This is a genomic window from Streptomyces sp. NPDC088794, assembly GCF_044750545.1.
Taxonomy (GTDB): Bacteria; Actinomycetota; Actinomycetes; order Streptomycetales; family Streptomycetaceae; genus Streptomyces.
The window spans coordinates 237070-263061 of record NZ_JBIVKB010000011.1 but is presented as its reverse complement, the minus strand read 5'-3'; the positions used below and the strand labels follow the sequence as shown (position 1 = coordinate 263061).

The 25992-nt window shown below is 71.1% G+C and carries 23 protein-coding genes and 1 pseudogene; 8 read left to right on the top strand and 16 right to left on the bottom strand.

Annotated elements, in window-relative coordinates; translation table 11 throughout:
- Positions 1-417: 417 nt before the first annotated feature.
- The 4 genes from ACIP6U_RS29120 to ACIP6U_RS29105 form a co-directional block, all read right to left on the bottom strand.
- Positions 418-1056 (bottom strand): GntR family transcriptional regulator, encoded by a 639-nt coding sequence (locus ACIP6U_RS29120; RefSeq protein WP_401723620.1) that lies wholly within the window; start codon positions 1054-1056, stop codon positions 418-420.
- A gap of 171 nt (positions 1057-1227) precedes the next feature.
- Complete coding sequence (locus tag ACIP6U_RS29115) at positions 1228-1938, bottom strand: chitinase (protein ID WP_401723617.1); 711 nt, start codon at positions 1936-1938, stop codon at positions 1228-1230.
- A 185-nt stretch (positions 1939-2123) separates the two neighbouring features.
- Positions 2124-3446, bottom strand: a complete 1323-nt coding sequence (locus tag ACIP6U_RS29110; RefSeq protein WP_401723615.1) for an aldehyde dehydrogenase family protein — start codon at positions 3444-3446, stop codon at positions 2124-2126.
- 148 nt (positions 3447-3594) lie between these two features.
- Positions 3595-4041, bottom strand: coding sequence for a MarR family transcriptional regulator (locus ACIP6U_RS29105; protein WP_124001312.1), 447 nt, complete (start codon positions 4039-4041; stop codon positions 3595-3597).
- A 146-nt stretch (positions 4042-4187) separates the two neighbouring features.
- On the opposite strand from ACIP6U_RS29105, the gene ACIP6U_RS29100 reads away from it, so the two are divergent.
- On the top strand, positions 4188-5294 hold the full coding sequence (locus ACIP6U_RS29100) for a substrate-binding domain-containing protein (RefSeq protein WP_401723611.1): 1107 nt from the start codon (positions 4188-4190) through the stop codon (positions 5292-5294).
- 77 nt (positions 5295-5371) lie between these two features.
- Here the strand turns inward: ACIP6U_RS29100 and ACIP6U_RS29095 are convergent, their stop codons facing one another.
- Together ACIP6U_RS29095 and ACIP6U_RS29090 are read right to left on the bottom strand one after the other, a co-directional pair.
- Entirely contained in the window at positions 5372-6568 is a 1197-nt protein-coding gene (locus tag ACIP6U_RS29095) for an RNA polymerase sigma factor (protein WP_401723609.1), read from the bottom strand.
- A complete protein-coding gene (locus tag ACIP6U_RS29090; protein ID WP_401723606.1) occupies positions 6568-6924 on the bottom strand; it encodes a YciI family protein in 357 nt (118 codons plus the stop codon). Before ACIP6U_RS29090 ends, ACIP6U_RS29095 begins: the two co-directional genes overlap by 1 nt.
- Before the next feature lie 116 nt (positions 6925-7040).
- Here ACIP6U_RS29090 and ACIP6U_RS29085 point away from each other — a divergent pair, with 116 nt between their 5' ends.
- A complete protein-coding gene (locus ACIP6U_RS29085; protein ID WP_401723603.1) occupies positions 7041-8087 on the top strand; it encodes an acyl-CoA dehydrogenase family protein in 1047 nt (348 codons plus the stop codon).
- A gap of 8 nt (positions 8088-8095) precedes the next feature.
- Here ACIP6U_RS29085 and ACIP6U_RS29080 read toward each other — a convergent pair whose 3' ends face one another.
- The 5 genes from ACIP6U_RS29080 to ACIP6U_RS29060 form a co-directional block, all read right to left on the bottom strand.
- On the bottom strand, positions 8096-9241 hold the full coding sequence (locus tag ACIP6U_RS29080; RefSeq protein WP_401723601.1) for an LLM class flavin-dependent oxidoreductase: 1146 nt from the start codon (positions 9239-9241) through the stop codon (positions 8096-8098).
- Between the two features lie 45 nt (positions 9242-9286).
- Positions 9287-10471 carry an SfnB family sulfur acquisition oxidoreductase gene (locus tag ACIP6U_RS29075; protein WP_401723599.1) on the bottom strand — a complete coding sequence of 395 codons (1185 nt, stop codon included), beginning with the start codon at positions 10469-10471 and terminating at the stop codon, positions 9287-9289.
- A gap of 5 nt (positions 10472-10476) precedes the next feature.
- Positions 10477-11031 (bottom strand): NADPH-dependent FMN reductase, encoded by a 555-nt coding sequence (ssuE, locus tag ACIP6U_RS29070; RefSeq protein WP_401723596.1) that lies wholly within the window; start codon positions 11029-11031, stop codon positions 10477-10479.
- 58 nt (positions 11032-11089) lie between these two features.
- Positions 11090-12211, bottom strand: coding sequence for a dimethylsulfone monooxygenase SfnG (sfnG, locus tag ACIP6U_RS29065; protein ID WP_401723593.1), 1122 nt, complete (start codon positions 12209-12211; stop codon positions 11090-11092).
- A 117-nt stretch (positions 12212-12328) separates the two neighbouring features.
- A complete protein-coding gene (locus ACIP6U_RS29060; protein ID WP_351520955.1) occupies positions 12329-12406 on the bottom strand; it encodes a putative leader peptide in 78 nt (25 codons plus the stop codon).
- A gap of 143 nt (positions 12407-12549) precedes the next feature.
- On the opposite strand from ACIP6U_RS29060, the gene ACIP6U_RS29055 reads away from it, so the two are divergent.
- Positions 12550-13461, top strand: coding sequence for a LysR family transcriptional regulator (locus ACIP6U_RS29055; RefSeq protein ID WP_401723591.1), 912 nt, complete (start codon positions 12550-12552; stop codon positions 13459-13461).
- A 180-nt stretch (positions 13462-13641) separates the two neighbouring features.
- Positions 13642-15624 carry a hypothetical protein gene (locus tag ACIP6U_RS29050; protein WP_401723589.1) on the top strand — a complete coding sequence of 661 codons (1983 nt, stop codon included), beginning with the start codon at positions 13642-13644 and terminating at the stop codon, positions 15622-15624.
- Between the two features lie 41 nt (positions 15625-15665).
- Here the strand turns inward: ACIP6U_RS29050 and ACIP6U_RS29045 are convergent, their stop codons facing one another.
- Positions 15666-15833: a hypothetical protein gene (locus ACIP6U_RS29045; RefSeq protein ID WP_185146267.1), complete on the bottom strand. Its 168-nt coding sequence runs from the start codon at positions 15831-15833 to the stop codon at positions 15666-15668.
- Positions 15834-16048: 215 nt separating this feature from the next.
- On the opposite strand from ACIP6U_RS29045, the gene ACIP6U_RS29040 reads away from it, so the two are divergent.
- Complete coding sequence (locus ACIP6U_RS29040; protein WP_401723586.1) at positions 16049-17422, top strand: cryptochrome/photolyase family protein; 1374 nt, start codon at positions 16049-16051, stop codon at positions 17420-17422.
- 134 nt (positions 17423-17556) lie between these two features.
- Complete coding sequence (locus tag ACIP6U_RS29035) at positions 17557-17997, top strand: SPW repeat protein (protein ID WP_401723584.1); 441 nt, start codon at positions 17557-17559, stop codon at positions 17995-17997.
- A gap of 73 nt (positions 17998-18070) precedes the next feature.
- Here ACIP6U_RS29035 and ACIP6U_RS29030 read toward each other — a convergent pair whose 3' ends face one another.
- The 4 genes and pseudogenes from ACIP6U_RS29030 to ACIP6U_RS29015 all read right to left on the bottom strand — a co-directional run bounded on the left by ACIP6U_RS29030 (position 18071) and on the right by ACIP6U_RS29015 (position 21765).
- The gene (locus tag ACIP6U_RS29030) at positions 18071-18838 is read right to left on the bottom strand and encodes an ArsR/SmtB family transcription factor (protein WP_401723581.1); all 768 of its coding nucleotides are present in this window, start codon (positions 18836-18838) and stop codon (positions 18071-18073) included.
- A gap of 91 nt (positions 18839-18929) precedes the next feature.
- Positions 18930-19463, bottom strand: coding sequence for a phosphotransferase family protein (locus tag ACIP6U_RS29025; RefSeq protein ID WP_401723901.1), 534 nt, complete (start codon positions 19461-19463; stop codon positions 18930-18932).
- 222 nt (positions 19464-19685) lie between these two features.
- Positions 19686-20174, bottom strand: a pseudogene (locus ACIP6U_RS29020) (GNAT family N-acetyltransferase); the annotation flags it as partial.
- 136 nt (positions 20175-20310) lie between these two features.
- A complete protein-coding gene (locus ACIP6U_RS29015; RefSeq protein ID WP_401723578.1) occupies positions 20311-21765 on the bottom strand; it encodes an APC family permease in 1455 nt (484 codons plus the stop codon).
- A gap of 112 nt (positions 21766-21877) precedes the next feature.
- Here ACIP6U_RS29015 and ACIP6U_RS29010 point away from each other — a divergent pair, with 112 nt between their 5' ends.
- Both ACIP6U_RS29010 and ACIP6U_RS29005 read left to right on the top strand, forming a co-directional pair.
- Positions 21878-23062 (top strand): ROK family protein, encoded by a 1185-nt coding sequence (locus tag ACIP6U_RS29010; protein WP_401723575.1) that lies wholly within the window; start codon positions 21878-21880, stop codon positions 23060-23062.
- Positions 23063-23248: 186 nt separating this feature from the next.
- The gene (locus ACIP6U_RS29005) at positions 23249-25963 is read left to right on the top strand and encodes a glycosyl hydrolase 2 galactose-binding domain-containing protein (RefSeq protein ID WP_401723572.1); all 2715 of its coding nucleotides are present in this window, start codon (positions 23249-23251) and stop codon (positions 25961-25963) included.
- Positions 25964-25992: the final 29 nt, after the last annotated feature.

Here is a 25992-nt window from a genome sequence, read left to right as displayed (position 1 = left end):
CGTTGAGCGTCTCCCCGGACGTGCGGACACGCCCGGTGGTGAGTCCTTCGGCCGGGGCTGCCCGCAGGCGCCCTTGCCGCTGATGTGCAATGTATACATTGCACGCGAAGACTCGACAAGGGCTCGGACAAGGGTTGCCGCAAAAGGCTCCGCCGGTCTTGCGGGTGGGGTGCGGACCCCCAGAGCCTGGGGGGCGGGAGGCACCATGGGACGGGCGCGGGAGGCACCGTGGGGTCTGGGGGCGGCAGGCCACTCACACCCGGGCGTGAGAGGGCGTGCTCATACCCCCGACGAGACTGGCTCAGCCTTCGTCCGGAGCAGTCTCAGCCCCCGGACAGAGCAGGCTCGTCCTCGGCCGAAACGGGCTCGCCTCTCGAACGAGACGGGCTCACCGGACGAGACCGGCTCGCCCCTCCGTCAGCGCGGGCCCTCCTCGTACATCGCCGCCGCCTCCCGAACGTGCTCGGCCGCCGCTGCCTCCGCCCGCTCGGGGTCGCCGTCGACGATGGCACTCACGATCGCGTCGTGCTGGCGGGGCGTGAGGTCGCTGCGCCGGTTGATGTTGCTGAGGCTCACGATCGCGAACCGCGTCCAGATGCGGTCGAGCGTGTCCACCAGCAGCGGATTGCCCGAGAGACGGGCCAGCGTCATGTGGAAGTCGAGATTCGCGCGCCAGGTGGCCGCCGGATCGCCGGTCTCGCCCTGCTCCTCCACCCGGCGGGACGCCTCCTTCAACCCGCTGAGCTGCGCCGGGGACAGCTGCCCGTCACGCTGCGCGGTGGCGGCGAGTTTGGCGGCGAGCGCGTCCAGCGCACCGTGCAACTGGGTGGCGTGCAGCATCTCCTGAGGGGAGAGCGAGCTGACGACCACTCCCCTGCCGGTCGAGCTGACGAGACCGTCGCTCTGGAGTCGGCGCAGCGCTTCGCGGACCGGGGTCCGGCTCATGCCGAGATCCTCACAGATGCCCAGCTCGGTGAGCCGGTCGCCAGGGGCGTAGTGCCCGTCCAGCAACCGCTCGCGCAGCCGCCGATAGGCGATCTCGGCCTGGTTGTGCATCCCTGGACGTTCTTCGGAACGGTCACCGGCAGAAGGCATGGACAACGTATACATTGCATCCATTGCCGTGGGCAACGCCCGGCCCGACTCCCGCACGGATGTTACGCCGAACCGTCGTGCCGCGGCGGGCGCACAGGGCACCCGCCGCGGTCGTGACGCTGCGGACCGCCGTCAGCAGTAGAGGTTGGCGCCGGGGCTGACGCCGATGATGGACGTGATCCGGTTGTAGGCGTTGACGCGGCTCTGGACCTGCGCCGGGTTGCGGCCGTCGCACTCCAGCGAGCCGTTGATGGAGCGGATGGTCTGGCCGAAGCCGGCGCTGTTGACCATGGCGTTGTGGGGCGTCATGGTGCCCGGACCGCGCTGGGTGTTCCAGTACCAGAGGCCGGTCTTCCAGGCCACGGCCGAGTCGTTCTGCACCAGCCAGGGATTGCCCAGCAGGTTGATGCCCAGGGCGTCGCCGGCTGCCTTGTAGTTGAAGTTCCAGGACAGCTGGATGGGACCACGGCCGTAGTAGGCGGCCTGACCGGCCGGACAGCCGTACGACTGGCTCCAGTCGCAGTAGTGGGGGTAGTTGGCGGTGTTCTGCTCAACGACGTACACCAACCCGCCGGTCTCATGGCTGACGTTGGCCAGGAAGGCCGCGGCCTCCTGCTTCTTGACCGTGGTGGAGCCGGTGTTCGCGAAGCCCGGGTAGGCCGACAGCGCGGCGGTCAGGCCGCTGTAGCTGTAGAAGGAGTTCCGGCCCGGGAAGATCTGGTTGAACTGCGCCTCGGTCACCACGAAGCTCGCGGCGGAAGCGGTGGGGGCCGACTGGAGGACGAGTGCGGTGCTCCCGAGGGCGAGCGTGGCCAGGAGCGCGGCGATGCGTTGCCTGAACAAGGATCAACTCCTTTACGGAGCACGGCCGCACCCGGCGAGGGGTGCGGCCGCGGTGGGGGGTTGTGGTGCCACACTCAACTCCTTTGGTCTGTACCAGTCAAGGGTGTAGACCAGTCAACTGCCGTAGCGAACGCGCAAAATGGGGCCCCGAGGGGCCCCACTGGGATGCTGTCGGACGCGGTCGGTCAGCTCAGCGGCTTCTGCAGGACTGCCTTCCGGTGGCTGAACGTCTCGATGGAGTAGCGGCCGTGGTAGTTGCCCATGCCGCTCTCCCCCACCCCGCCGAACGGCAGGTCGGAGACGGTGAGATGGGCCAGCGGCAGACCGTGGCCGACGGCGCCGGAGGACGTCTCGTCGGCGATCCGCGACCTGGTCACGTCCGACTCGGAGAAGACGTACAGGGCGAGGGGCTTGTCGCGCTCGTTGATGAAGTCGATCGCCTCGTCCAGGTCGGACACCGTGACGACGGGCAGGATCGGGCCGAAGATCTCGTCCTTCATGACCGGCGACTCGGGGTCGACGTCGGCGAGCACGGTCGGCGCGATGTACTTCACCGAGCGGTCGTTGTCGCCGCCCAGGACCACGCGCCCCGAGTCGAGCAGGCCGGAGAGCCGGTCGAAGTGCCGCTCGTTGATGATCCGGCTGTACGCGCCGGATTCCTTCGGGTCGGCGCCGAAGAGGCCGTCTACGGCCTTGACCAGGGCCGCCTCCAGGGCGGTGGCCGTCGCCGGGTCGGTCAGGACGTAGTCGGGGGCGACGCAGGTCTGGCCGGCGTTGAGGAACTTGCCGCGCGCCAAGCGGTCGGCGACGACGTCGAGGTCGGTGTCGCGGTCGACGAACGCCGGGGACTTGCCGCCCAGTTCGAGGGTGACCGGGGTGAGGTGCTCGGCGGCGGCCCGCATGACGACCCGGCCGACGGCGCCGTTGCCGGTGTAGAAGATGTGGTCGAACCGTTCGGCCAGCAGGGCCGTGGTCTCCGGGATGGCGCCCTCGACGACGGCGACCGCGTCCGTGTCCAGGTATTCGGGGATCAGCCGGGCCAGCGCGGCGGAGGTGGCGGGCGCCAGCTCGCTGGGCTTGACGACCACCGCGTTGCCGGCGGCGAGCGCGCCGACGACCGGGGTGAGCAGGAGCTGGAGCGGGTAGTTCCAGGGGGCGATCACGAGGACGACGCCGAGCGGGTCGTACTGCGTCCATGCCGTGGTGTCGGCGCCGAGCCGCTCCGGGACCGGGGCGGGCTCGGGGCGCAGCCAGTCGGCCAGGTGATCGAGGGTGTGGTCGATCTCGCGGACCGTGAACCCGATCTCGGTGCGCTGGGCCTCGGCGGCGCTCTTGCCGAGGTCGGCGTGGAGGGCGGCCTCCAGGTCGTCGCCGTGTTCCGTGAGAAGGTCGCGCAGGCGGTGCAGCTGGGCGGTGCGCCACTCCAGGGGCTTGGTGCGGCCGGTGCGGAAGGTGGCGCGCAGCCGGGCCACGATGTCGGCGGGCTGCTCGGGGGCGGACTGGTTCACTGTGCCTCGCTGGTGGTGCGCGGGCCCTGCCGGGCCGGGACGGGTGCGGTCGGTGCTACTCGATGTATTTAGCAACCATTAAGGTGCAGAAATCATTCCGCATCGCCGAAGAACACGGCCCCCGCTCACTCGGTCACTCAAGGTGACGTCAGGGCGAATCCACCGTCGGCGTCTCGTCGAGCGTCTCCACCAACCGCCCCAGCAGCGCCCGCAGCAACTCGTCGTCGCCCTCGTTCAGCACCGGCCACCGGGACCGGACCTCACGGCTGAGCCGGCGCCAGTACGTCTGACCGCGCGGGGTGAGGTGGGCGAGGATGCGGCGTCGGTCCAGGGGGTCGACGCGGCGGTAGACGAGGTTCTGGTCGACGAGGTGGTCGACCAGCTTGGTGAGCGTGGGCGCGGGCAGAAAGGCGGCTTCGGCGACCGCCGTCATGGAGTGGCCCTTGCCGTCGGAGAGCAGCGTGAGCACCCGCCACGCGTCCAGCGAGCAGCCTTCCTCGTCGAGCACGGACCGCAGCCGCCGCGCGGCCACACGCTCCGCACGCGTCAACAACTGCAGCAGGTCCTGGGGTTGACGCGCAGATGAGGCAGGCATCGTTCTCCTCGGTCCCGGGTGGATCCATCGTACAAGTGCCCTCCCGCAGGCCACGGAGACCGTCCCCGGCCACAGATCCCGTCCCCGCACCGACCGCACCACGAGACGGGCTGGAGTTCACCGGGCGGACCCGGAATCATGACCGCATGTTCCAGTTCGACCCCCACCCGCTCGACTGGTTCACCGTCGACGACACCGTGATCAGCGTGGCCCTGGTCTTCCCCCTCCAGGGCGCCGCCGGGATCTTCGGGCCCACCTGCGAGTTGTGCGCGCGGCTGGCCGCCGAGGAGGTCAACCACGCGGGCGGGATCCTCGGCAGGGAACTGCGCCTGCTGCCGGTGGACGGCGGCGCCGAGCCCGCCGAAATCGCCGACCGGGTCGAGGCGTTGGTGGACCTGGGGGTCGTGCAGGGCGTCACCGGCTGGCACATCTCCTCGGTGCGCCAGGCTCTCGCGCCGCGCATCGCGCACCGGGTGCCGTATGTGTACACGGCCCTGTACGAGGGCGGCGAGCACACCAACGGCGTCTTCCTCACCAGTGAGACGCCCGACGCCCAACTCCGGCCTGCCATGCGGCTGTTGGCACGCGAGCGCAAGGTGCGCCGCTGGTTCGTGGTCGGCAACGACTACGTCTGGCCGCGCCGCACCGCACAGGCCGCGCGCCGCTACGCCCACGAGTCGGGGGGCCGGATCTGCGGGCGCGCCTATCTGCCGCTGGGCACCCATGACTTCGACGACGTGCTGCGCCGCATCGAGCACTCCGAGGCCGACGCGGTGCTGATGCTGCTGGTGGGCAGCGACGCGGTGCGCTTCAACCGCGCGTTCGCCGCGGCCGGGCTCGACGCGCGCTGTCTGCGGCTGAGCACGCTGATGGACGAGAACATGCTGATGGCCAGCGGCCCGACGGCCACCGCGGATCTCTACAGCACCGCCGGGTTCTTCGCCTCGCTCGCCAACCAGGACACCCTCGACTTCCATGGCCAGTACGCCGGCCGGTTCGGCGTCGACGCTCCGGCGCCCGGCAGTCTGGGCGAATCGTGTTACGAGGGCGTCCTGTTGCTCGCCGCGCTCATCACCCGGGCCAGAACGCTGGACGTCACGGCGATCGGCGCGACGGCCGACTCGGTATCCTACGAGGGACCGCGCGGCTTACTGCGCCTGCGCGGCAGTCATGTCCGGCAGCGGATCTATCTGGCGCGGGCGGACGGGGTGGACTTCGACGTGCTCACCCAGCTGGATCCCGTGCGCCCTTGACCACGGATGATCGCTGGATCGGTGCGCCCTTGACCACGGTCGATCACTGGATGCCGTACGGCCTTGGCTCTGATCGCTCAGGGGACGTCGAGTTCCCGTCGCACGGCCTCCAGATGCGCCCGTTCCGCCGCGCTCCCGGTCAGTTCGGCCGCCGTCTCGTAAGCCTGCGCCGCCTCCGTCGTACGGCCGAGGCGGCGCAGCAGGTCGGCGCGGACGGCGTGGAAGACGTGGTAGCCGGTCAGGTCGAGGGCGTCGACCAGGTCGAGGGCCGGGGCGGGGCCCGCGGTCTCGGCCACGGCGACCGCGCGGTTCAGGGCCACCACCGGACTGGGGGCGACCGCCATGAGCTGGTCGTACAGCCGCAGGATCTGGCCCCAGTCGGTGGCTTCGGCGGTCTTCGCGTCGCTGTGGACGGCCTGGACGGCGGCCTGGATCTGGTACGGGCCCGGCTGGTTGCGGCGCAGACAGCGGCGGACCAGGGCCTGGCCTTCAGCGATCAGCTCGCGGTCCCAGCGGGCGCGGTCCTGCTCGGGCAACGGGATCAGTTCACCCTGCTCGCCCACGCGCGCGGTCCTGCGGGACTCGACGAGAAGCATCAGCGCGAGCAGGCCGACGGCCTCGGGCTCGTCCGGCATCAGTTCGGCGAGGAGGCGGCCGAGGCGTACGGCCTCCGCGCACAGTTCCGGGTCGCCGCCGTACCCCTCGTTGAAGATCAGGTAGACGACGGCCAGGACGCCCTTGATGCGGTCCGGGAGGTCGGCGTCGCGGGGCACCCGGTACGGGATCCGGGCGTCGCGGATCTTCGCCTTGGCGCGGACGATGCGCTGGGCCATGGTCGGCTCGGGCACCAGGAAGGCGCGGGCGATCTGGGGTGTGGTCAGGCCGCCGAGCAGGCGGAGGGTGAGGGCGACCTGGGCCTGCGGGGCGAGCGCCGGGTGGCAGCAGGTGAAGATCAGGCGGAGCCGGTCGTCTCGCACGGGGCCCTCCTCGACCGGTGCGTCGGCGGCGTTCAGCAGCGCGGCCTCGGCGTGGCGGGCCTCGCGGGATGACTCGCGGCGCAGCCGGTCGATCGCGCGGTTGCGCGCGGTGGTGATGATCCAGCCCGCCGGGCTGGGCGGCACGCCCGTCTCCGGCCAGCGCTGCACGGCCGTGGTGAAGGCGTCCTGCACCGCTTCCTCGGCGAGGTCGATGTCGCCGAGGAAACGGACGAGGACGGCGACGGCGCGGCCGTACTCCGCACGGAAGACGGCCGCGACGTCGACGGGCTGGGGCATCAGTCCTCGGCCTGGTGCATGAACGGGCGGACCTCGATGGGCAGGGTGGTGGCCCAGGTCGCCCTGCGGCCCCATTCCAGGGCAGCGTCCAGATCGGGCGCCTTGATCAGGCAGATGCCTCCGAGGTACTCCTTGCCCTCGGCGTACGGCCCGTCGGTGATCAGGACGTCGCCGTCCTTGGGCCGCAGCACGGTGGCCGTCTCGGGGCCGTGCAGGCCACCGGCGAAGACCCAGGCGCCGGCCTCGTGCAGTTCCGCGTGGAAGGTGTCGAGGTTGCGGACGATCTCCGCCATGGCCTCGGGACCGGGCGGCGTTCCCTCGGCCGGTGTGATCACGCTGAGCAGGTAGTGCGGCATGACGTCCTCCGTGGTGGCATGTCGTTTCGTGGTGTCGGGTCCTTCTCTCACCTCCTAAACGAACGACACAGCACCGGATCGACACCTCGCGCGACGAGATCGGGAGAATCTTTTCCATGACCGTCGAAACCCATCCGCTCATCGCCGTGGCCAGGTCTCTCGCGGACGGCCTCCTCACCCCGCACGCGGCCGAGGTCGACCAGGAGACCGTGCCCGCGAGCCACATCGAGGCCGTCAGACGGTCGGGGCTGCTCGGGGTGAGCGCGCCGAAGGAGTACGGCGGTGCTGGCGCCCCGGACGCCGTGGCGCGGGAGATCGCGGAGATCCTGTCCGGGGCGTGCTGCTCCACCTGGTTCGTCCAGACCCAGCACCACACGCCCGTGCGGATGCTCGCGAAGTCCGCCCTCCCCGTCCGGGAGCGGCTGCTGCGCCCACTGGCGACCGGCGAACTGCTGGCCGGCATCGCCTTCGCGCACGTCCGCGCCTTCCCGAAGATCCCGGTGCGGGTCACGCCGGAGCGCGGCGGCTGGCGCTTCGACGGGACGGTGCCCTGGTACACGGGCTGGGGTCTGAACGACGTGATGCTGCTCGCGGGTGTGACGGACACGGACGAGGTGGTGTTCGCCTTCACCGAGGCGCGTGAGCAGCCGGGCCTCACGGCCTCCGCCCCGATGCGCCTCGCCGCCCTCACCGCGTCCGTCACGGTCTCCCTGGAACTGGACGGACTGTGGCTGCCGGACGAGGCAGTGGTGCTGCGCACCCCGCAGGAGAAGTTCGCGCTGGTCGACCTGCCCCGCAACACCAACGCCTCCCCCGCCGTCTTCGGCGTGGCGTACGCGGCGCTGGGTCTCCTGGCCGGTGCCGGTGAGGAGGAGGCCGCGGGCGCGTTGCGCGGGCGGCTCGACGAAGTGCGGGGCCACGTCTACGAGTTGGCCGAGCACCCCGTCGTGCACGAGCGCGTCCCTGAACGGCTGGCGCTCAAGACACGCTCGTACGACCTCATGCGCGCGGCCACGACGGCGGCGGTCGTGGCCCGCGGCGGCCGGGCGATGGACCTGCGCGAGCCGGCCCAACGGCTCGCCCGGGAAGGGATGTTCCTGTTGGTGCAGGGGCAGACGGCCGAGGTGCGGCGGGCGCACCTCGACGCGCTGGCGGAGATCTAGCCCGAGCCTCAGCTCGCGAAGGGCACCTGCGCCGACGGCGTGGACTGCTTGCCGAACGGGTGCTGCCACAGCCCCTGTTCGGCGAGGCGCGGCAGGACGCCCTCGCCGAACCAGTACGCCTCCTCCAGGTGCGGATAGCCGGAGAGCACGAACTCGTCGATGCCGAGGGCGTGGTACTCCTTGATCCGCTCGGCGACCTCGTCATGGCTGCCGACCAGGGCGGTGCCAGCGCCGCCGCGGACCAGCCCGATGCCCGCCCAGAGGTTGGGGTGGATCTCCAGTCCGTCCCGGTTGCCGCCACCGTGCAGGGCGAGCATCCGCTGCTGCCCCTCGGACTCGCTCCGCGCGAGCCCGGCCTGCACGGACTTCACGGTCGCGGGGTCGAAGCCCGCGAGGAGGCGGTCCGCCTCGGCCCAGGCCTCCTCGGAGGTGTCACGGGTGATGACGTGCAGCCGGATCCCGAAGCGCAGCGTGCGCCCCTGCGCGGCCGCGAGCCCCCGGATCCAGGCGATCTTCTCGGCGACCTGCGCAGGCGGCTCGCCCCAGGTGAGGTACACGTCCACATACTTGGCCGCCACCTCGCCGGCGATGGGCGAGGATCCACCGAAGTACACCTCGGGCACCGGGTCGGGCACGCGGGCCAGCTTGGCGTCCTCGACCTGGAGGTGCTCGCCCTTCAGGTCGACGGTCTTGCCTTCCCACAACTGCCGCACGATCTCAAGGAATTCGCCGGTACGGCGGTAACGGGCGTCCTTGTCGAGGAAGTCGCCGTAGGCCCGCTGCTCGTGGCTCTCGCCGCCGGTGACGACGTTGAGCAGCAGCCGTCCGCCGCTCTGCCGCTGGAAGGTGGACGCCATCTGCGCGGCGAGCGTCGGCGAGACGAAGCCGGGCCGGAAGGCGACCAGGAACTTCAGGCGTTCGGTGTTCTGGCTGACCATCGCGGTGGTCAGCCACGCGTCCTCGCACCAGGCGCCGGTCGGGGTGAGCGCGCCCACGAACCCCAGGTCCTCGGCGGCGCGGGCGATCTGGCTCAGATAGGAGACCGTCGGCGGCCGGTCCCGTCCGAAGGAGGTGGCCGGGGTGCCGTGGCCGCCGCCGACGACGTGCCTGCTGTCTCCGTTGGTGGGCAGGAACCAGTGGAAGGTGAGGGACACGGGGTCTCCGTTCGGTGGGGTCGGGCCAGGGCTCTTGTGAAGGCCCTAGAGGAGGCCGTGGCGGGGTGGCCGCGTGCCGTTGAGCACGTACCGGCCGATGTGCTGGATCTTCCAGCGGGTCGGGTCGTGCAGGGTGTGGGTCCGGGCGTCGCGCCAATGGCGGTGCAGGTTCAGGGAGTTGAGCGCGGAGCGGGTGCCCGCCACCTCGAAGAGAGCGCCCGCGACCTCGACCGCCGCCTGGGCGGCCTGGACCTTCGCCGCGGCGACCGCGACGGACGCCTCGGCCGCCGTGTCGTCGGTCAGGTCGGCACGCGCCGCGTCGACCGCGCGGGCGGCCTCGCGCAGCAGTGCCTCCGCCGACCGCACCTGGAGGGCGAGTTCACCGAAGCGCTGGATCAGCAGCGGGTCCTCGGCCGCGCTGTCCAGGCCGCTCTCGAACCACGGTCGGCTCTTCGTGCGGACGAACTCCGCCGCCTCGGCCAGCGCTCCTCCGGCGATCCCCGCGTCGATGGCGGCGTGCAGCAACTGCGCGACCGCGCCGTGGAGTTGCGGCCCTTCGAAGGTGAGGTGGTGGGGCAGGACGCGGTCGGCGGGCACCGGGACGTCGGCGAGCTGGACGGTGCCGCTGGCGGTCGTGCGCTGGCCCATGCCGTCCCAGTCGTCGACGACCGTGACGCCGGGCGCGTCCCGCGGCACGTACGCCACATGCAGATTGTCGTCCTCCGCGCGGGCCAGTACCGGGATCCAGTCGGCGAAGAGGGCGCCGGTCGAGTAGTGCTTGACGCCGGTCAGGACGTACGAGCCGTCCGGCTGCGGGGTGAGCCGGGTCCGGATGTCCTGGACGTGCTTGGTGCCGGCCTCCGACTGCGCGTTGCCGAAGCGGCGCCCCGCGAGCAGCTCCGCGAAGAAGAACTTCTGCTGCTGCGGGGTGCCCTGACGCCGGATCACATTGACGTACGCGAAGTGGCTCTGCGGGATCTGGGCCAGGCTGCCGTCGGCCGCGCCGAGCAGGCGGAAGATCTCCGCGAGGGTGAGGGCGGTGACGTCCGCCCCGCCGTGCTCGGCGGGGACGGTGACGGCGAGCAGCCCGGACACGGAGAGCCGGTCCAACTCCGCGCGGGGCAGCCTGCGTTCGGTGTCCCGGGCGGAGGCTCCGGCGCGGAACTCCGTGGCCAGGGCGGCCGCGACGGCGAGGGCTTCGGCGTCGTCGGCGATGACATGGGCGGACACGGCGTTCAGCTCGCCGCCGCGAGGAGCGGGGTGCGGCCCAGCGCGGCCGAGAACTGGTCGACCACCTGGGTGAGGGCCTCGGTGGCGGTCGCCGCGACGGTCAGGGCGCCGTCCTCGCGCACGGTGATGTCCTTGTCGAGGGTGAACCACCCCTGCACGATGTGGGCCGCGCCCATGGAGTTGAGCACCGGGCGCAGGGCGTAGTCGATGGCCAGCACGTGGGCCGTGGAGCCGCCGGTGGCGAGCGGCAGCACGGTCTTGCCGGCCAGCGCGTACTGCGGGAGCAGGTCCAGGAGGGCTTTGAGGACACCGGAGTAGGAGGCCTTGTAGACGGGGGTGCCGACGACGACTCCGTCGGCGCGCTCGAAGAGTTCGGTGGCCGCGACGATGGCGGGGTGCCGGAAGTCCGCGCCGAGCAGGGCCTCGGCGGGGATGGTGCGCACGTCGAGCGGTATCACCTCGTGGCCCTGGGCGATCAGGCGCTGGTCGAGGTGGCGCAGGAGCCGGTTGGTGCGGGAGGAGGCGGAGGGGCTGCCGGAGACGGACAGGACGGTGGCCATGGGTCCTCTTTCGGGGCGGCGGGCGCTCGCGCGGGGCGGGCGGACCGGAGGGATGCGGTCAGGCGTGCGCGGGGACGGACTCGGTCTCCGGGTCCGGGAGTTGGGCCTCCAGTTCGCGCACGAGCGGCAGCACGCGCTTGCCGAAGTACTCGACCTCCTCGTGGTAGTGGAGGAAGCCGAGGAGGAGCAGGTCGACGCCGAGCTTCTTGTAGGCGACGATCCGTTCGGCGATCTGCTCGGGGGTGCCGATCAGCCCCGTACGGAAGCCGTCGTTGTACTGGATCAGGTCCTCGAAGGTGGAGTCCTGCCACATGCCCTTCTTGTCGGCCGTGGACTGTCCCGCCTGCTTGACCGCCGCGCCGAAACCCTCGACGGCCTCGGTGTCGGCCTTGGCGATGATCTCGCGGAGCGTGTCGCGGGCCTCGGCCTCGGTGTCGCGGGCGATGAGGAAGCCGTTGAGACCGAACTTCGGTGCCGTGCGCCCGACTTGGGCCGCGGACGCGCGGACGTCGGCGATCTGCTCGGTCACGCCGTCGAAGTCCTTGCCGTTGGAGAAGTACCAGTCGGAGACGCGGCCGGCCATCGCGCGGGCGGCGGTGGAGTTGCCGCCCTGGAAGATCTCCGGATGCGGACGCTCGGCGGTGTTGAGGGGCTTGGGCTTGAGGGAGAAGTCGCGCAACCGGTAGAAGTCACCGGCGAGTTCGGTGTGGTCCTCGGTCCAGATCCGGCGCAGGGCGGTGATGAACTCCTCGGCGCGGCGGTAGCGCTCGTCGTGCTCGAGCCAGGGCTCGCCGAGAGCGGTGAACTCGCCCTTGAACCAGCCGGAGACGACGTTGACGGCGAAGCGGCCGCCCGACAAGTGGTCGGCGGTGGCGCCGAGTTTGGCGAGGACGCCCGGGTGCCACAGGCCGGGATGCACGGCGGCGATCACCTTCAGGCGCTGGGTGGCGAGCAGCAGGGCGAGGCTGAAGCTGGTCGACTCGTGCTGAAACTCGGCGCCGTAGCTGGCCATGTAGCGGACCTGGCTGAGCGCGTACTCGAAGCCGTTGTTCTCGGCGAGCACGGCGAGTTCCCGGTTGTACTCGTATCCCCAGTCGGTGCGCTGTTCGATCTTGCTGGTGACCAGTCCCCCACTGACGTTGGGGACCCAGTAGGCGAATTTCACGGGCTCGGCGGGCATGCGGAACTCCTGTTGCGGAATGTTTTCGGGCACGCCGAATTCGGCCGGAGCGAACTCCGGGGAATATCAGGCGGGAACGAAAGAAGAGCGGCGGATCACAGGACGGAGCTGACGGGATCAGGCCGCGGTGCAACAGGAGGCGCTGGAGACGCGCGCGAGGTCGACATGGCGTCGCCGCGTGAGGTCCAGTCGCATCATCATGCCGTCGATCGTGGCAGCCGTCGGCGGGGACCGTCAAGGAAAACCCGACCGGTCTCGTATCGCGGACCATTGATTTTCACGAAGGTGTGACAGGGAAACCCTTGAACGGAGTGGTGAATCCGCCGCATTCTGCGGGCATGCGGACCGAACAACTGGAATACATAGCGGCCGTGACCCGGCTCGGTTCTCTGCGCCGGGCCGCGGAGGAACTGCGGCTCTCCCAGCCCGCGTTGAGCGAGACCGTACGCAATCTCGAACGTGAACTCGGCGTCGATCTCCTGGAGCGCAAGCGGTCCGGCGCGACGATGAGCGCGGAGGGCCGGGAGCTGCTGCCGAAGATCGTCGACGTGCAGGACGCGGTGGACCGGCTGCGGGTGGCGGCCGGCGAGCAGCACCGGATCAGCCGCATGGTGCGGGTGGGCACGGTCAACGCGGCGACCGTGCCGCTGCTGCTGCCCGTCGTCCGCGACTTCCGTGCCTCGCATCCGCTCACCCAGGTCGAGGTGGTGGGCGCGCAGCAGACGGACATCCACCGGGCGCTGTCGGAGGGCGGGTTCGATCTCGGTCTGGTCAATCATCTGGACGGCGACGACATGCCCACCGACTTCGAGTCCACCGAGCTGCTGTCCGGGCTGCCGGTGGTGTGCGTGCGTCCGGACAGCCCGTTGGCGTCCCGGCCGATCGTCACGGTGGAGGAGCTGCTCACCGAGCCGCTGATCGGCATGCGGTCCGGCTATGTGATGCACCGCTATGTCCACCGGCTGCTCGGCGGGCGGGACCCGGCCTTCGCGTATTCGACCGACGGCGCCGAGATGGGCAAGCTCATGGTCGCGGAGGGGCTGGGGGCGACGGTCCTGCCGGACTTCAGCGTGATCGGGGATCCGCTGGAGCGGCTCGGCACGATCACCTGCCGGCCCATCGCCGGTGCCACGGCCCGGGTTCTGCTGATGCTGCGCCGCCGCCGCGCGGAGTCGGTGCCGCAGGCGGCCGGGGATCTGCACGAGGCGTTCGCACGGCGGTCGCGGGAGCTGGCCGAGGCCCGCGTCTGACGATCCCGGGCGCGGACGAAACGGTTCCGGTGACGGTCTCGGGCGCGGACGGAACGGTTCCGGACGCGAGAGGACACGGCCTGCCGGTGACCGGTCGCGGATTCACTCGTTTGTCGGAGCGGAACAGCAACGTGTCCCCGCGGTACAGCATCGCGTCCCCTCTCCGAAAGCGTCCCGCCCATGCACCTTCGCTCGCGCCGGCGCCCCTCGGCGGGCAGCCGGCCACCGTTCCTGGAGGTCGAGTCCCTCCTCGTCGAGCAGTACGGGGAGCTGGTCCGCCTGGCGCATCTCGTCCTGCCTCCGACGCTCGGCCGGCACCGACGGGTGCTCGTGGCGCACTTCCTGGTCCAACGGGCGCTCCCGGGCGTGCGCGCGCTCCCCGGGCACACCGTTCCGCCCCCGCGCGAGGAGAAGCGCGGAGGTGACCCCGTGGAGCGCTCGCTGCTCGTCGAGGTGCTGCGCGGCGCGCTGTCGTACGGCCGGGGTCCGCGGCTGTGGCCCGCGCGGTTCGCCTACCCGGGAGCACTGCTGCCCGGGCTCCCGCTGGTGGTGGGCCTGCGGCTGTTCCCGCGGTCGGGCGGTGCGGACGAACTCGCCCTGGCGCAGCGGCTGTCCGGTGTGCCGGCGGCGGCGCGCGCCGCGTTCCTGCTCCGCTCGGTGCACGGCCTGCGCGACGAGGCCGTGCACCAGTTGCTGGCGGACGCCGAGGCGCGGGACCCGGAAGCCGCTCTGCGGACCGCCGACGCTCTCGCCGAGAGCGTCGGCGCCCGGGCCGCCGCGCTGCTGACCTCGCTGGAGTTCGACGCCTGCGCCCTCCAGGCGAGCCCGACCGACCTGCTGCGCCGCAGGCGCCGGGCCCGGCTGGGTCTGGCCGCACTGGCGCTCGTCGCGGTGACGGGGGTGACGCTGGTGGCGACCACGTCCGGGGGAACGACGTCCCAGGCGCCGACGCCGACGTCCGTCGCCGGTGCCGCCCTCGGTCCGGCGGAGCTGGTGCGCACTCCGGCCGGCGTGTGGGACAACACCTCGCGCATGGACTTCACCGCCTGGCCCGCGCGCGGCACCCGCGTGCACGACGAGGACCTCCTCGGCCGCGCCCTGTCCGCGTGGACCCGACCCGCACCACGGACCCGGATCCACCTCTCCCCCGGCACGACCGCGATCCCGCCGACGTCCGAGCCCCAGTTGCTGTACGCGGGGGACGTCGACGACCGTGCCGTCGTCCTGCTGTACGACGGTCAACGCCTCGCCCGCTACGACGAGTTGCTCTCCTCCGAGGACAGCGCGGAGCTGCACATCGCCCGTGCCGACGAGGCCGACGTCACCACGGCGGCGGCCGTGGCCCTCGGTCCGGGCGAGCAGGGCAAGGGCACGGTCCGCTATCTGCTGGCCCCCTGGGTCGCCGAGGCGCAGACCCGTGACCTGCTACGGCCGGACGTCCTGGCCCGTCCGCTGGCCGTGTCGAAGGAGGGGGTCACCGGACCGGTCCCGACCGTGCCCGCGGGCAGTGGCTGCGCCGGTCGGCCGGTGCTGCAACTGCGGTCCTCGGAGCGCGTCGCCGAGCATCACGCGTTCCTGCTCGCCGGAGTGGGCGACCTGTCGCCGGTCCACCTCACCTACACCCCGCTGCCCGGGCACGGCACCCCGCCCGCCCGGCAGCCCCGGGAGGCGACCGGTCCGGCGGCGCTGCTGGCGTGGGCCCATCAGGCGTGCGGGCTCGGCTCGTTGCGCGGAACCGGTGTCCGGGCCGTCAACGCCTGGGACTTCGCCGAGCAGGAGCTGCCCGACGGCGGCGGTCACGCCGTGTGGACCTGCGCCCGCGCCGACTCCTGGCGCGGACCCGGCGATGTGACGGTGACGCTCCGCACCAGCCGGGACGCGCAGACCGCACCGGCCCGTACGGTCGCCGAGGCCCGGTCCACCGCGTCCTGCAGCCGGTTCGGACAGCATGTCGTGGCCGCCACCGGCTGGCAGTCCCCGCGCGGTCACTGGTTCGTACTGGCGGCGGGCAGTCGTGCCGTGACCGGGCTGTCCGTGACGGGCGCGGTGTCGGCCACAAAGAACGGCCGGACGCTCGCGCTGCCCGCGCCCGGAAAGCCCCGGGTCAATGTGCGGGCACGGCTGACGACGGGCGAGTCACTGGACGCCGTCGGCGCGCGGTGACGTCGCAGGGGGCGGACTCCGGTCCGTCCCTGCGGTCGGTCTCAGTCGTCGTCGCCGACCGGGACCACTACCAGGAACGCGTCCGACTTCAGGTCCATCACGACCGTCGCGGGTATCCCCGCGGCACGGCGCTGCGCCGCGTACTCCTCCGCCGGCCACGACCCGCGCGGAGCCCCCGCTGAAAACCGCTCCAACACCTTCGCGCTCATTGCGGCAGACACCTCCGTCGTCGGTTCCTCGAATCGGCACGACCTCCGTCGTAGTGTTCGCCTGCCCGCGATCTGCCCGGACATGTCCGGCGAGCGCACGAAGTCCCTCACGTCCCTCGCCCTCCCGAGGGAATCGCGCGATCGCGGGTAGACGTCCACGTCCGTCGCCGAAACACCAGACCGTCCGCCGCCCCCCTCCCTCCGGAGTCCGCACCATGAACGTCTCGGTCGTCCTGTTCACCTCCGACCTGCGCCTGCACGACCACCCGCCCCTGCGGGCCGCGGGCGAGGACCGGCAGGTGGTGCCCCTGTTCGTGCGCGACCGGGCCGTGGCCGACGCCGGATTCGCCGCGCCCAACCGGCTGGCGTTCCTCGCCGACTGTCTGCGCGATCTCGACGCCGGTCTGCGCGAGCGCGGCGGCCGGCTGGTGCTCCGCTCCGGCGACGTGGTCGACGAGGTGTGCAAGGTGGCCGCCGAGACGGATGCCACCGAGGTGCACATGGCGGCCGACGCCAGCGCCTACGCGCAGCTGCGCGAGGGACGGCTGCGGCGCGCACTGGAGGCGGTGGGGCGGCGGCTGTGCGTGCACGACACGGTGACGACGGTCGTCGCGCCGGGCGCGGTGACGCCGACCGCCTCGGACCACTTCGCGGTGTTCACCCCGTACCTCCGCCACTGGTCGGCACAGTCGGCGCGCACCCCTCTCCCCGCACCACGCAAAGTGCGCGTCCCGGACGGCGTCGGCTCCGAGCCGCTCCCCTCCCGCGCCGACCTGTCGGGGCTGTCACCTGCGCTCGCCCCCGGCGGCGAGGTGGAGGGACGCAAACGGGTCGCGGCCTGGCTGCGCGCGGGCATCACGACGTACGAGGACGGCCACGACGACCTGGCCGGAGACGTCACCTCCCGCCTCTCACCCCACCTGCACTTCGGCACGGTCTCCCCCGTGGAACTCGTCCACCGGGCGAGGCGGGTGGGCGGACCGGGAGCGGATGCCTTCGTACGGCAGCTCGCGTGGCGGGACTTCCACCGCCAGGTCCTGGCCGCCCGCCCGGCGGCCGCCCACGCCGACTACCGCACCAAGCGGGACCCCTGGCGGACCGAGCACACGGCCCGCGAGGACGTCGAGGCGTGGAAGGCGGGCCGTACGGGCTACCCGGTGGTCGACGCGGCGATGCGCCAGCTGCTGCACGAGGGCTGGATGCACAACCGCGGCCGACTGCTGGCCGGGAGCTTCCTCACCAAGACGCTGTACGTCGACTGGCGCGTCGGCGCCCGCCACTTCCTCGATCTGCTGGTGGACGGCGATGTGGCCAACAACCAGCTCAACTGGCAGTGGATGGCCGGCACCGGCACGGACTCCCGCCCCAACCGGGTCCTCAATCCGGTGACCCAGGCGAAGCGCTACGACCCCGACGGCGCGTACGTCCGGCGCTGGGTGCCCGAACTCGCCGCCCTCGAAGGCTCGTCGGTGCACGAGCCGTGGAAGCTGCGCGGTTTCGACCGCGCCGCGATCGACGACTACCCGGACCCCGTCGTCGACCTTGCGGAGGGCCTCGCCCGCTTCAAGCAGGCCCGCGGGCTCGACTGAGAGAACAGGGCGATAAAGCCTGTACCACCCAGAACTACACATAAAGGATAAATAAGAGCAGAATGGGTGTACGCGGCACTTGTCCGCAGACCGCATCAGCCGCGGTCAGGCCTGCAAGTCAAAGGAGACGACTCATGGCCAACGTCTCGCACACCAGCGGTGACATCACCAGCCACCCTGATGTTTCCGAAATGCGGGCACGGTACGCCCGCATGCTCGGCGGTCGCGATGTGGCACTGATGGACGGCCCGGTGTTCCTGCTCGGCCTCTACTGCGCCGTATCCCCCTGGATCCTCCACTACACGACGAGCCAGCCCGCCCTCGTGACCCACAACCTGATCGTGGGCATCGCGATCGGCCTGCTGGGGCTCGGGTTCACCGCCGCTCCGGCGCGGATGTACGGCCTGAGCTGGGCGATGTCCGCATTGGGCGTGTGGATGATCGTCTCGCCATGGATCGTCGGCGACAGCCCGGACACTGGTGTCGTGTTGAACAACATCATCATCGGCGCGCTGGCCGTGGTCCTGGGCCTGCTGTGCGCCGTCGCCTCGGCGAGGAGCGCGCCCAAGGCGTAGCCCGAAAGGACGGGACGAGAGGTGGCCGGTCCACACCGCACGCGGACCGGTCACCTCCACGTTCGCGGCCGCCTCAGTGCCCCGGGACCAGCCACGGCTCCTGCGGGAGCGGGTCGCCGGTCTCCAGAAGCGACTTGAGGTTGGACAGCACCGCAGGCCAGCCGAGCGACACGTCGGCGAGCTCGCCCTGGTCGTTGAGGTCCTCGTGGGTCACGGTGAGCCGGACGATGTCCTCGTGCGGCTGGATGTCGAAGGTCACGCGGGAGAACGTGTCCTCCCGCCCCTCGTTCTCCGGCGATCCCCAGGTGGTGACCAGCCGGGTCGGCCGCTCGCTCTCCACGACGGAGCCGACCACGTCGGCGATGCCGGAGCCGTCGAGGCGGACGTGCTCCCAGCGGGAGCCGGGGCGCCAGTCGGAGACATTGCGGTGACCCCAGTAGACGGCGGTCAGGTCCGCGTCGGTGAGCGCTTCCCAGACCTTCTCGGACGTGCTGCGGATGTAGGTGACGTAGACGAATGTGGGCTTGTCGGTCATGGCTTCCTCGGCTCGTCGTTTCACGGCGCTCAGCACGCTCAGGCGTGGGCGCTCGAACTTGTCGATCCACCGCTCCTGGATCTCGTGGAGCGGGACCGGATTGAGGTAGTGCAGCTTCTCCCGCCCGCGCCGCACCACGCTGACCAGGTTGGCGGCCTCCAGGACTGCCAGGTGCTGGGTGACCGACTGACGTGTCATCTCGATGTGCTCGCACAGCTCACCCAGCGTCTGCCCGTTCTGCTCGTGCAGCCGGTCGAGCAGCCGCCGGCGCGTCTCGTCGGCCAGCGCTTTGAAGACCTTGTCCATCCCTGAGTCGTTCTCCGATCGCACACTCAACGTTATGCAGGCAATTACTTGCATGTCAATGCGGGAAGGTATCTACGCGGGTCAACCCCCGTCACTCCACCCACACCGCCAGCTCCCGTCGATGCGCGGCCACCCACTCATAGGCGCCCCGCACTTCCGCCACGACCCCAGCCGCACGCAGCCCCACCATGGCCGGCTCCCCGCCGTCCGCCCCCGCCTCGATCCCCCGCCAACACCGGTCCTGCCACCACAGAATCGTGTCGAGCAGCCGGTCTCGGCCGCTGGTGAGCCCGTACGCGTCGCAGATCAGCCCGATCCGTCGCGCCGCCTCGGGCACGTCCGCCACGCCCGGGCCCAGATCCAGGTACTGCCAGCAGAGGTGGGCGATGTCGTGGACGCGTCGGCCGGGGGCCGCGAGGTCCCAGTCGATGAAGGCGAGGGGACTCCATCGGTCGCCGTCGACGGCATAGACGGTGTTCTTGGGCGCGAGGTCGTTGTGGCACACGACCTCGCCGCCCGCCGCCGACTCCGTACCGGCCGTCAGGTCATGGAACTCCCGTACCAGTCGCGCGACTTGGGCCAGTCCGGCGTCCGTGCGGGCGGCATCCCGCTCTCGTGGAGTCACCGCCGCCCGCCCGTCGATGTGGTCGAGGATCTCCCGGCCCTGATCGTCCGTACCGAGGTGGCGGGGTGCCCCCTGCCAGCCGTGCCGCTCGAACAGGGCCAGTACGTCACGGACGTAGGCGGATCTCTCGGAGGGTGTACGGCGCACCGTGGTTCCGACCCTGACAACTCGGTTCACAGCACCCCCGCTGAGCACCGCCTCTCCCCCGGCTGCCTCCCTCTCCGTACGGAGCGAGATCCACAGGTCCGGCGGCAGTTCCGGGCGGTCCGGTACCGGCCTGGCCTCCTCGTGCCACACGTCGCCCGCGACCTCCATGGCCACCCGGCGCCAGAAGTGGACCGCGGGCCGGTTGTCGTACTGGAAGGCGACCTCCCACGCGCCCGGATGCCGAGCGACGATCTCGAGAACCACGCGCAGGCCGATGCCCGAGCGGCGTGCGCCGCGCACCACGAAGAAGCTGTTCAGTACGCGTGTCGTACTGTCCAGGCCGCGTACGAACGCGAAGCCGACGGGGCGGTCGTCCTGGAGAAACAGGTAAGGCGCCCAACTCGGTTCGGTGAGCGCCGAGTCGACGCGTTCGGCACGGAAGGTGCCGTCCGGGTTGGGCAGGACCCCGCGCATCCCGGAGAGGTCGTGCCGGAACATCAGCCAGAGGCGTTCGACGACGGCGCGGTCGTCGGGGGTGGCGGGACGCACGGAAACGGCGGACATGGAACTCCCTTGCGGGAAGGGCGCGGTGGCCTGGGCGACGGGCGGGCACGCAGAAAGCCTCCCCGGCGGACGGTGCCGGGGAGGCTTTCTGAGGTGGCAGGGATTCTAGCGTGCCGTCAGGAACCGACAGGTGCCGTCAGGTGCCGGCGGGTTCCGTGTCCGCGGGCACCTCGGTGACGTACTCCTCGGTGATCTCCCTCGGGCCGAACGGCCAGACCTTCTCGTACCGCGCCCACAGGAAGAACGCGGCGCAGCCGAGGGCGAGCCAGGCCAGGGACCATTCGATGGGGTGGCGGCCCGGCGAGTTCCGGTCGGCGTAGCCGTAGATCACGCACCAGCCGACGAACGCGATGATGCTCGGCACCGGGTAGAGCCACATGCGGTAGGGGCGGCGCAGGGTCGGCTGTCGCCGGCGGAGCACCGTGAGGGCGATGATCTGGGCCAGCGCCTGGACGATCACCATGACCGTGGTGAGGAGTTGGATCAGGGTCGCGAGATCGGTGTGGCGGCCGATCAGGAAGCCGATCGCGGTGATCACGCCCATGGTGGCCAGGCCCAGCATCGGGAACCGGTGCTTGGGGTGCAGCTTGGCGTAGGGGCGGAAGAAGACCCGGTCGCGGGCCGCGTCGTAGGGCACGCGCGAACCGCCGAGCAGACCGGCGAAGACCGAGGCGAACGCCGTGATCAGGATCAGTACCGTCACCGTGTCGGCGGCGCCCTTGCCCCAGGTCTCCTCTAGGACCGCGGAGGCGACGGATGTGGACGCGATGTCGTCGGGATTCGTCATGCGATGCCAGTCGATGACGCCCAGCGTGCCGATCTGCAGGAGCAGGTAGATCGCCATGATGCCGACGATCGAGAAGAGGATGGAGCGGGGCAGGTTGCGGCCGGGATCCTTGATCTCGGCGCCCATGTAGGCGGTCGTGTTGTAGCCCAGGTAGTCGTAGATGCCGATGGTCAGACCCGCGGCGAAGCCCAGCCAGAAGTGGTCGCTCATCAGGTCGAAGGCGTGCGCCGGGTAGGTGAAGGCGAGGTGGGGGCTGAAGTCCGAGGCCGCCGCGGCGATGACGAGCACCACCGACGTGATCATCACCGCCCACATCACGGCGGTGATCCGCGCGATGTGCTCGATGCCGCGCCACAGCAGGAGCACGACCAGGGCGATGACGCCGAGGCCGATCAGGTCGCCGCCGGTCTGCCCCAGGTCCGGTGCGAGGTAGCCGAGGTACTGGACGAAGCCGACCACGCCCGTGGACATGATCAGCGGGATGAAGAGCATCGCCGTCCACACGAACAGGAACGGCATCAGCCGGCCCGTGCGGTACTGGAAGGCCTGGCGGAGATAGACGTAACTGCCGCCCGAGCCGGGCATCGAGGCGCCCAACTCGGCCCAGACGAGGCCGTCGGCGAGCGCGAGGACGGCGCCGGCGACGAAGCCGATCACCGCCTGCGGGCCGCCGAACGCGGCGACCATCAGCGGGATCGTCACGAACGGCCCGATGCCGCACATCTGGCTCATGTTGATGGCGGTGGCCTGGAACAGGCCGACACGCCGGACGAAACCACCCGAGGGTGGCGGGCTACCGGACATGGGGACTCCTGGAGATGGGCGCGAGCCGCCCGGCGGGGCTGACTGGGCGATAAAGTTAAGGAGCCTTACTTGATGCGTCAAGAGGTAGCCCTCTATGCGTGAGAATGGTGCGATGCCCGCCAGTGACGTCGTAGAGCAGCAGGGACAGCCGTGGAACCGGCAGCGCCTGCGCAGCACCAACGAGCGACTGCTCCTCGACCGGCTGCGCTCCGCCGGGGCGGCGTCCCGCGCCCAACTCGCCCGCGAGACCGGCCTGTCCAAGCCGACCGTCTCCAGCGCGCTGGCCTCGCTGGCGGCGGCGGGCCTGGTGCACGAGGTCGGCACGCACGCGCCCGAGCGCGGTCGCACCGCCGTGCTGTACGCCCCCGACCCGGCCGCCGGGTACGCGCTCGGGGTCGACGTCGGCCGCAGCTGGCTGCGCGTCGCCGTGGCCGACCTGGACGGTGCGGTGGTCGCCCGGGCCGACGTCCGCAACCGTGCCCGCGGCTCCGCCGCCATGGCCGACCTGGTGGTCGGCGCGGCCCGCCAGGTCGTCCAGAGTTCTGGCGTCGACCCGGCCGAGGTGGTGCACGGGGTGGTGGGCACACCGGGCGTGTACGACGAGAAGCGGCGCCGGGTGCGGTACGCGATGCATCTGCCGGGGTGGGGCCGCGCGGGCCTGATCGACCGGATGGGCGAGGAGCTGGGCATCCCGCTGGAGGTGCACAACGACGCCAACCTGGCCGCGCTCGGCGAGTACACGTACGGAGTCGGCGCGGGCAGCCGGCTGTTCGCGTACATCCTGATCGGCACCGGTCTCGGGATGGGCGTCGTGGCCGAGGGCAAGCTGTTCACCGGTGCGCACGGGCTGGCCGGTGAGATCGGGTTCCTGCCGTGGCCCGGGCAGCAGAAGCCCGAGACGCTGGAGGACGCGGTGTCGGGGGTGGCCGTCGTCGAGGCGGCACGCACCTTCGGGATGAGCGGGCAGCTGACGGCCAAGGCCGTGTTCGACGCGGCCCGGCACGGAAACCCGGCCGCGGTGAAGGCCGTTCAGCTGGAGGGCGAGCGGATCGCGCACACGGTCGCGGCGGCGGCCGTGGTGCTCGACCCGGATCTCGTGGTGCTGGGCGGCGGGGTGGGGCACAGCGTCGACCTGCTGCTGCGCCCGGTGCGGGAGCACCTGCGGGCGCTCACCCCGCTGCGGCCCAAGGTGGTGCCGAGCCGGCTGGGCGAGGACGCGGTGCTCCTTGGCGCGGTGGCGACGGCGCTGGGGACCGCGCGGGACGTGGTCTTCGAGCGCCGGTCGGCCGCGTCCTGACCAACTCTTCGAAGGGCTCCGGTGATTGACAGGGCCCATGTGCCGCCCTACCTTGATCCGCGTTAGTAAAGTTTCCTAACTTGATATCGCCCCTGAAACTGCTGACGACTCCGAAACTGCTGACGGCCCTGAACCCGATGAGGCCCCGCTCCCCGCCGAGGCCCCGATGACGGCTTGGAGACCCCCGTGTTCCGTCGCCCCACCGCCGGACGCCGCCCGCTCGCCACGACCGCCCTCACCCTCGTCCTGCTCGGCACCCTCACGACGAGCGCGTGGACCGAGCCGCACCAGAGCGCCCCGCACGTCCGCACCACCCACGTCTCCGCCGCAGCCGGCAGCGCCACCCCGCTGTCCGGCTACGCGATCCAGTCGACCGCCAAGGTGAGCGACCCGGCGGCCACGGTCTCCTCCCCCGGCTACCCCACGAGCGGCTGGCACCCGGCGGGTCCGCGCTCCACCGTGCTCGCCGCGCTGCTCGCCGACGGGCTGTACGCCGACCCGTTCTACTCGACCAACCAGCAGAAGATCCCGAAGGCCGACTTCCAGGTCCCCTGGTGGTTCCGCTCCGACTTCACCGTCGCCGACACCTCCGAGCGTACCTACCTCGACTTCAGCGGGGTGATCTCGGCGGCCGACGTGTACGTCAACGGCAAGCAGGTCGCCACGACGAAGGACGTCACCGGCGCCTACACCCGGCACGAGCTGGACGTGACCTCGCTGGTCCGCTCGGGCACCAACACGGTCGCCTTCCGCATCCAGCCCAACGACCCGAACAAGAACCTCACCATGGGCTGGATCGACTGGCTCCAGCCGCCGCCCGACGAGAACATGGGCATCGTCCGCGATGTCGTCGTGCGCCGCGGCGGACCGGTTGCGCTGCGCGACGCGCACGTGGTGACCACCCTGGCCGTCCCGTCGCTCGCCACGGCCGACCTGACGGTCAAGACGCAGGCCCGCAACGACTCGGACGCACCCGTCACCGCGAAGGTCGCGGGCACCATCGGCACCACGTCCTTCGAGAAGACGGTGTCCCTGGCCGCGCACGAGACGAAGACCGTCACCTTCACTCCCGCCGAGGTCCCGGGCCTCCACCTGACCTCCCCGAAGGTGTGGTGGCCCGCGGGCATGGGCGACCAGCCGCTCTACGCCCTCGACCTCACCGCCTCCGCCGCCGGCACCGCCTCCGACACCGCGCACCAGACCTTCGGCATCCGCGACGTGCAGGCACCGCTCAACTCCGACGGCGCCCGCCAGTACCGCATCAACGGCCGCAAGCTGCTGATCAAGGGCGGCGGTTGGTCACCGGACGAGTTCCTGCGCTGGGACCGGACCTACGTCGAGGACCGCCTCAAATACGCCCTCGACCTGGGCCTGAACACCATCCGCCTGGAAGGGCACATCGAGCCGGACGAGTTCTTCGACCTCGCCGACCGCTACGGCATCCTCACCCTCCCCGGCTGGGAGTGCTGCGACAAGTGGGAGGGCCAGGTCAACGGCGGTGAGCGGGGCGACCCGTGGACCGCCGCCGACTACCCGGTCGCGGGGGCGTCGATGGCCGCCGAGGCCGCCCGGCTGCGCGACCACCCGAGCGTCATCTCGTTCCTCATCGGCAGCGACTTCGCCCCGGACGCGACCATCGAGAAGACCTACCTCGACGCGCTCAAGGCCGCCGACTGGAAGACCCCGGTCGTCGCCGCGGCCTCCGCCAAGTCCTCGCCGGTGAGCGGCAGTTCGGGCATGAAGATGACCGGCCCCTACGACTGGATCCCGCCGAACTACTGGTACGCCAAGCGCGAGGGCGGCGCGACCGGCTTCAACTCCGAGACCAGCGCGGGCCCCGACATCCCCACCCTGGACACCCTGCGCCGCATGATGACCCCCGCCGAACTCGACACCCTCTGGAAGAACCCGGACGCCAAGCAGTACCACCGCTCACCGTCCTCGACCTTCGCCACCCTCAAGCTCTACGACAACGCCCTCACCGGCCGCTACGGCGCCCCCACCGGCCTGGCCGACTACGTCCGCAAGGCCCAGCTCGCCCAGTACGAGAACGTCCGCGCCCAGTTCGAGGCGTACGGCCGCAACGCCACCGACGCCTCCAAGCCCTCGACCGGTGTCGTGTACTGGATGTTCAACAGCGGCTGGACCTCCCTGCACTGGCAGTTGATGGACCGTTACCTCGACCAGGGCGGCGCCTACTTCGGCGCGAAGAAGGCGGGCGAGCCGCTGCACATCCAGTACTCCTACGACGACCGCTCGGTCACCGTGGTGAACAACCGGCACGCGTCGGCGGGCCAACTCACCGCGCGGGCAACCCTGTTCAACACCGACGGCACCCAGAAGTACGACAGGAGCGTGACCGGGGTGACGGTCGCCGGCGACGGCGCGCACAGCACCCCGCTCACCCTGCCCGCGTCGGTGAGCGGACTGTCGACGACGTACCTGGTGCGGCTGACGCTGACCGACGCGTCCGGCAAGGAGGTGAGCCGGAACGTGTACTGGCTCTCCACCAAGCCCGACACGCTCGACTGGGACAACACCGACTGGTACTACACGCCGACGACGAGCTACGCGGATCTGAAGGGGCTCGGCTCGATGGCGCAGGCGCCGGTGTCGGCCCAGGGATCCACGGTGTCGGCGGACGGCACGTCGACCACGACCGTCACGATCCGCAACACGGGCACGGGGAAGACGCCTTCGCTGCTCACGGACGTCCATCTGGTCGACGCCCAGGGCAAGCCGGTGCTGCCGGTGCGGTGGTCCGACAACCAAGTGAGCCTGTGGCCCGGCGAGTCGACGACCTTGACCGCCACCTACCGGACGGCCGACCTACATGGATCGGCGCCGAACGTGCGGGTCTCCGGCTGGAACACGGCGGAGCGGACGGTCCCGGCTCAGTGACCCGTGGGGCCCGGTCCGGGGGGCCGGGC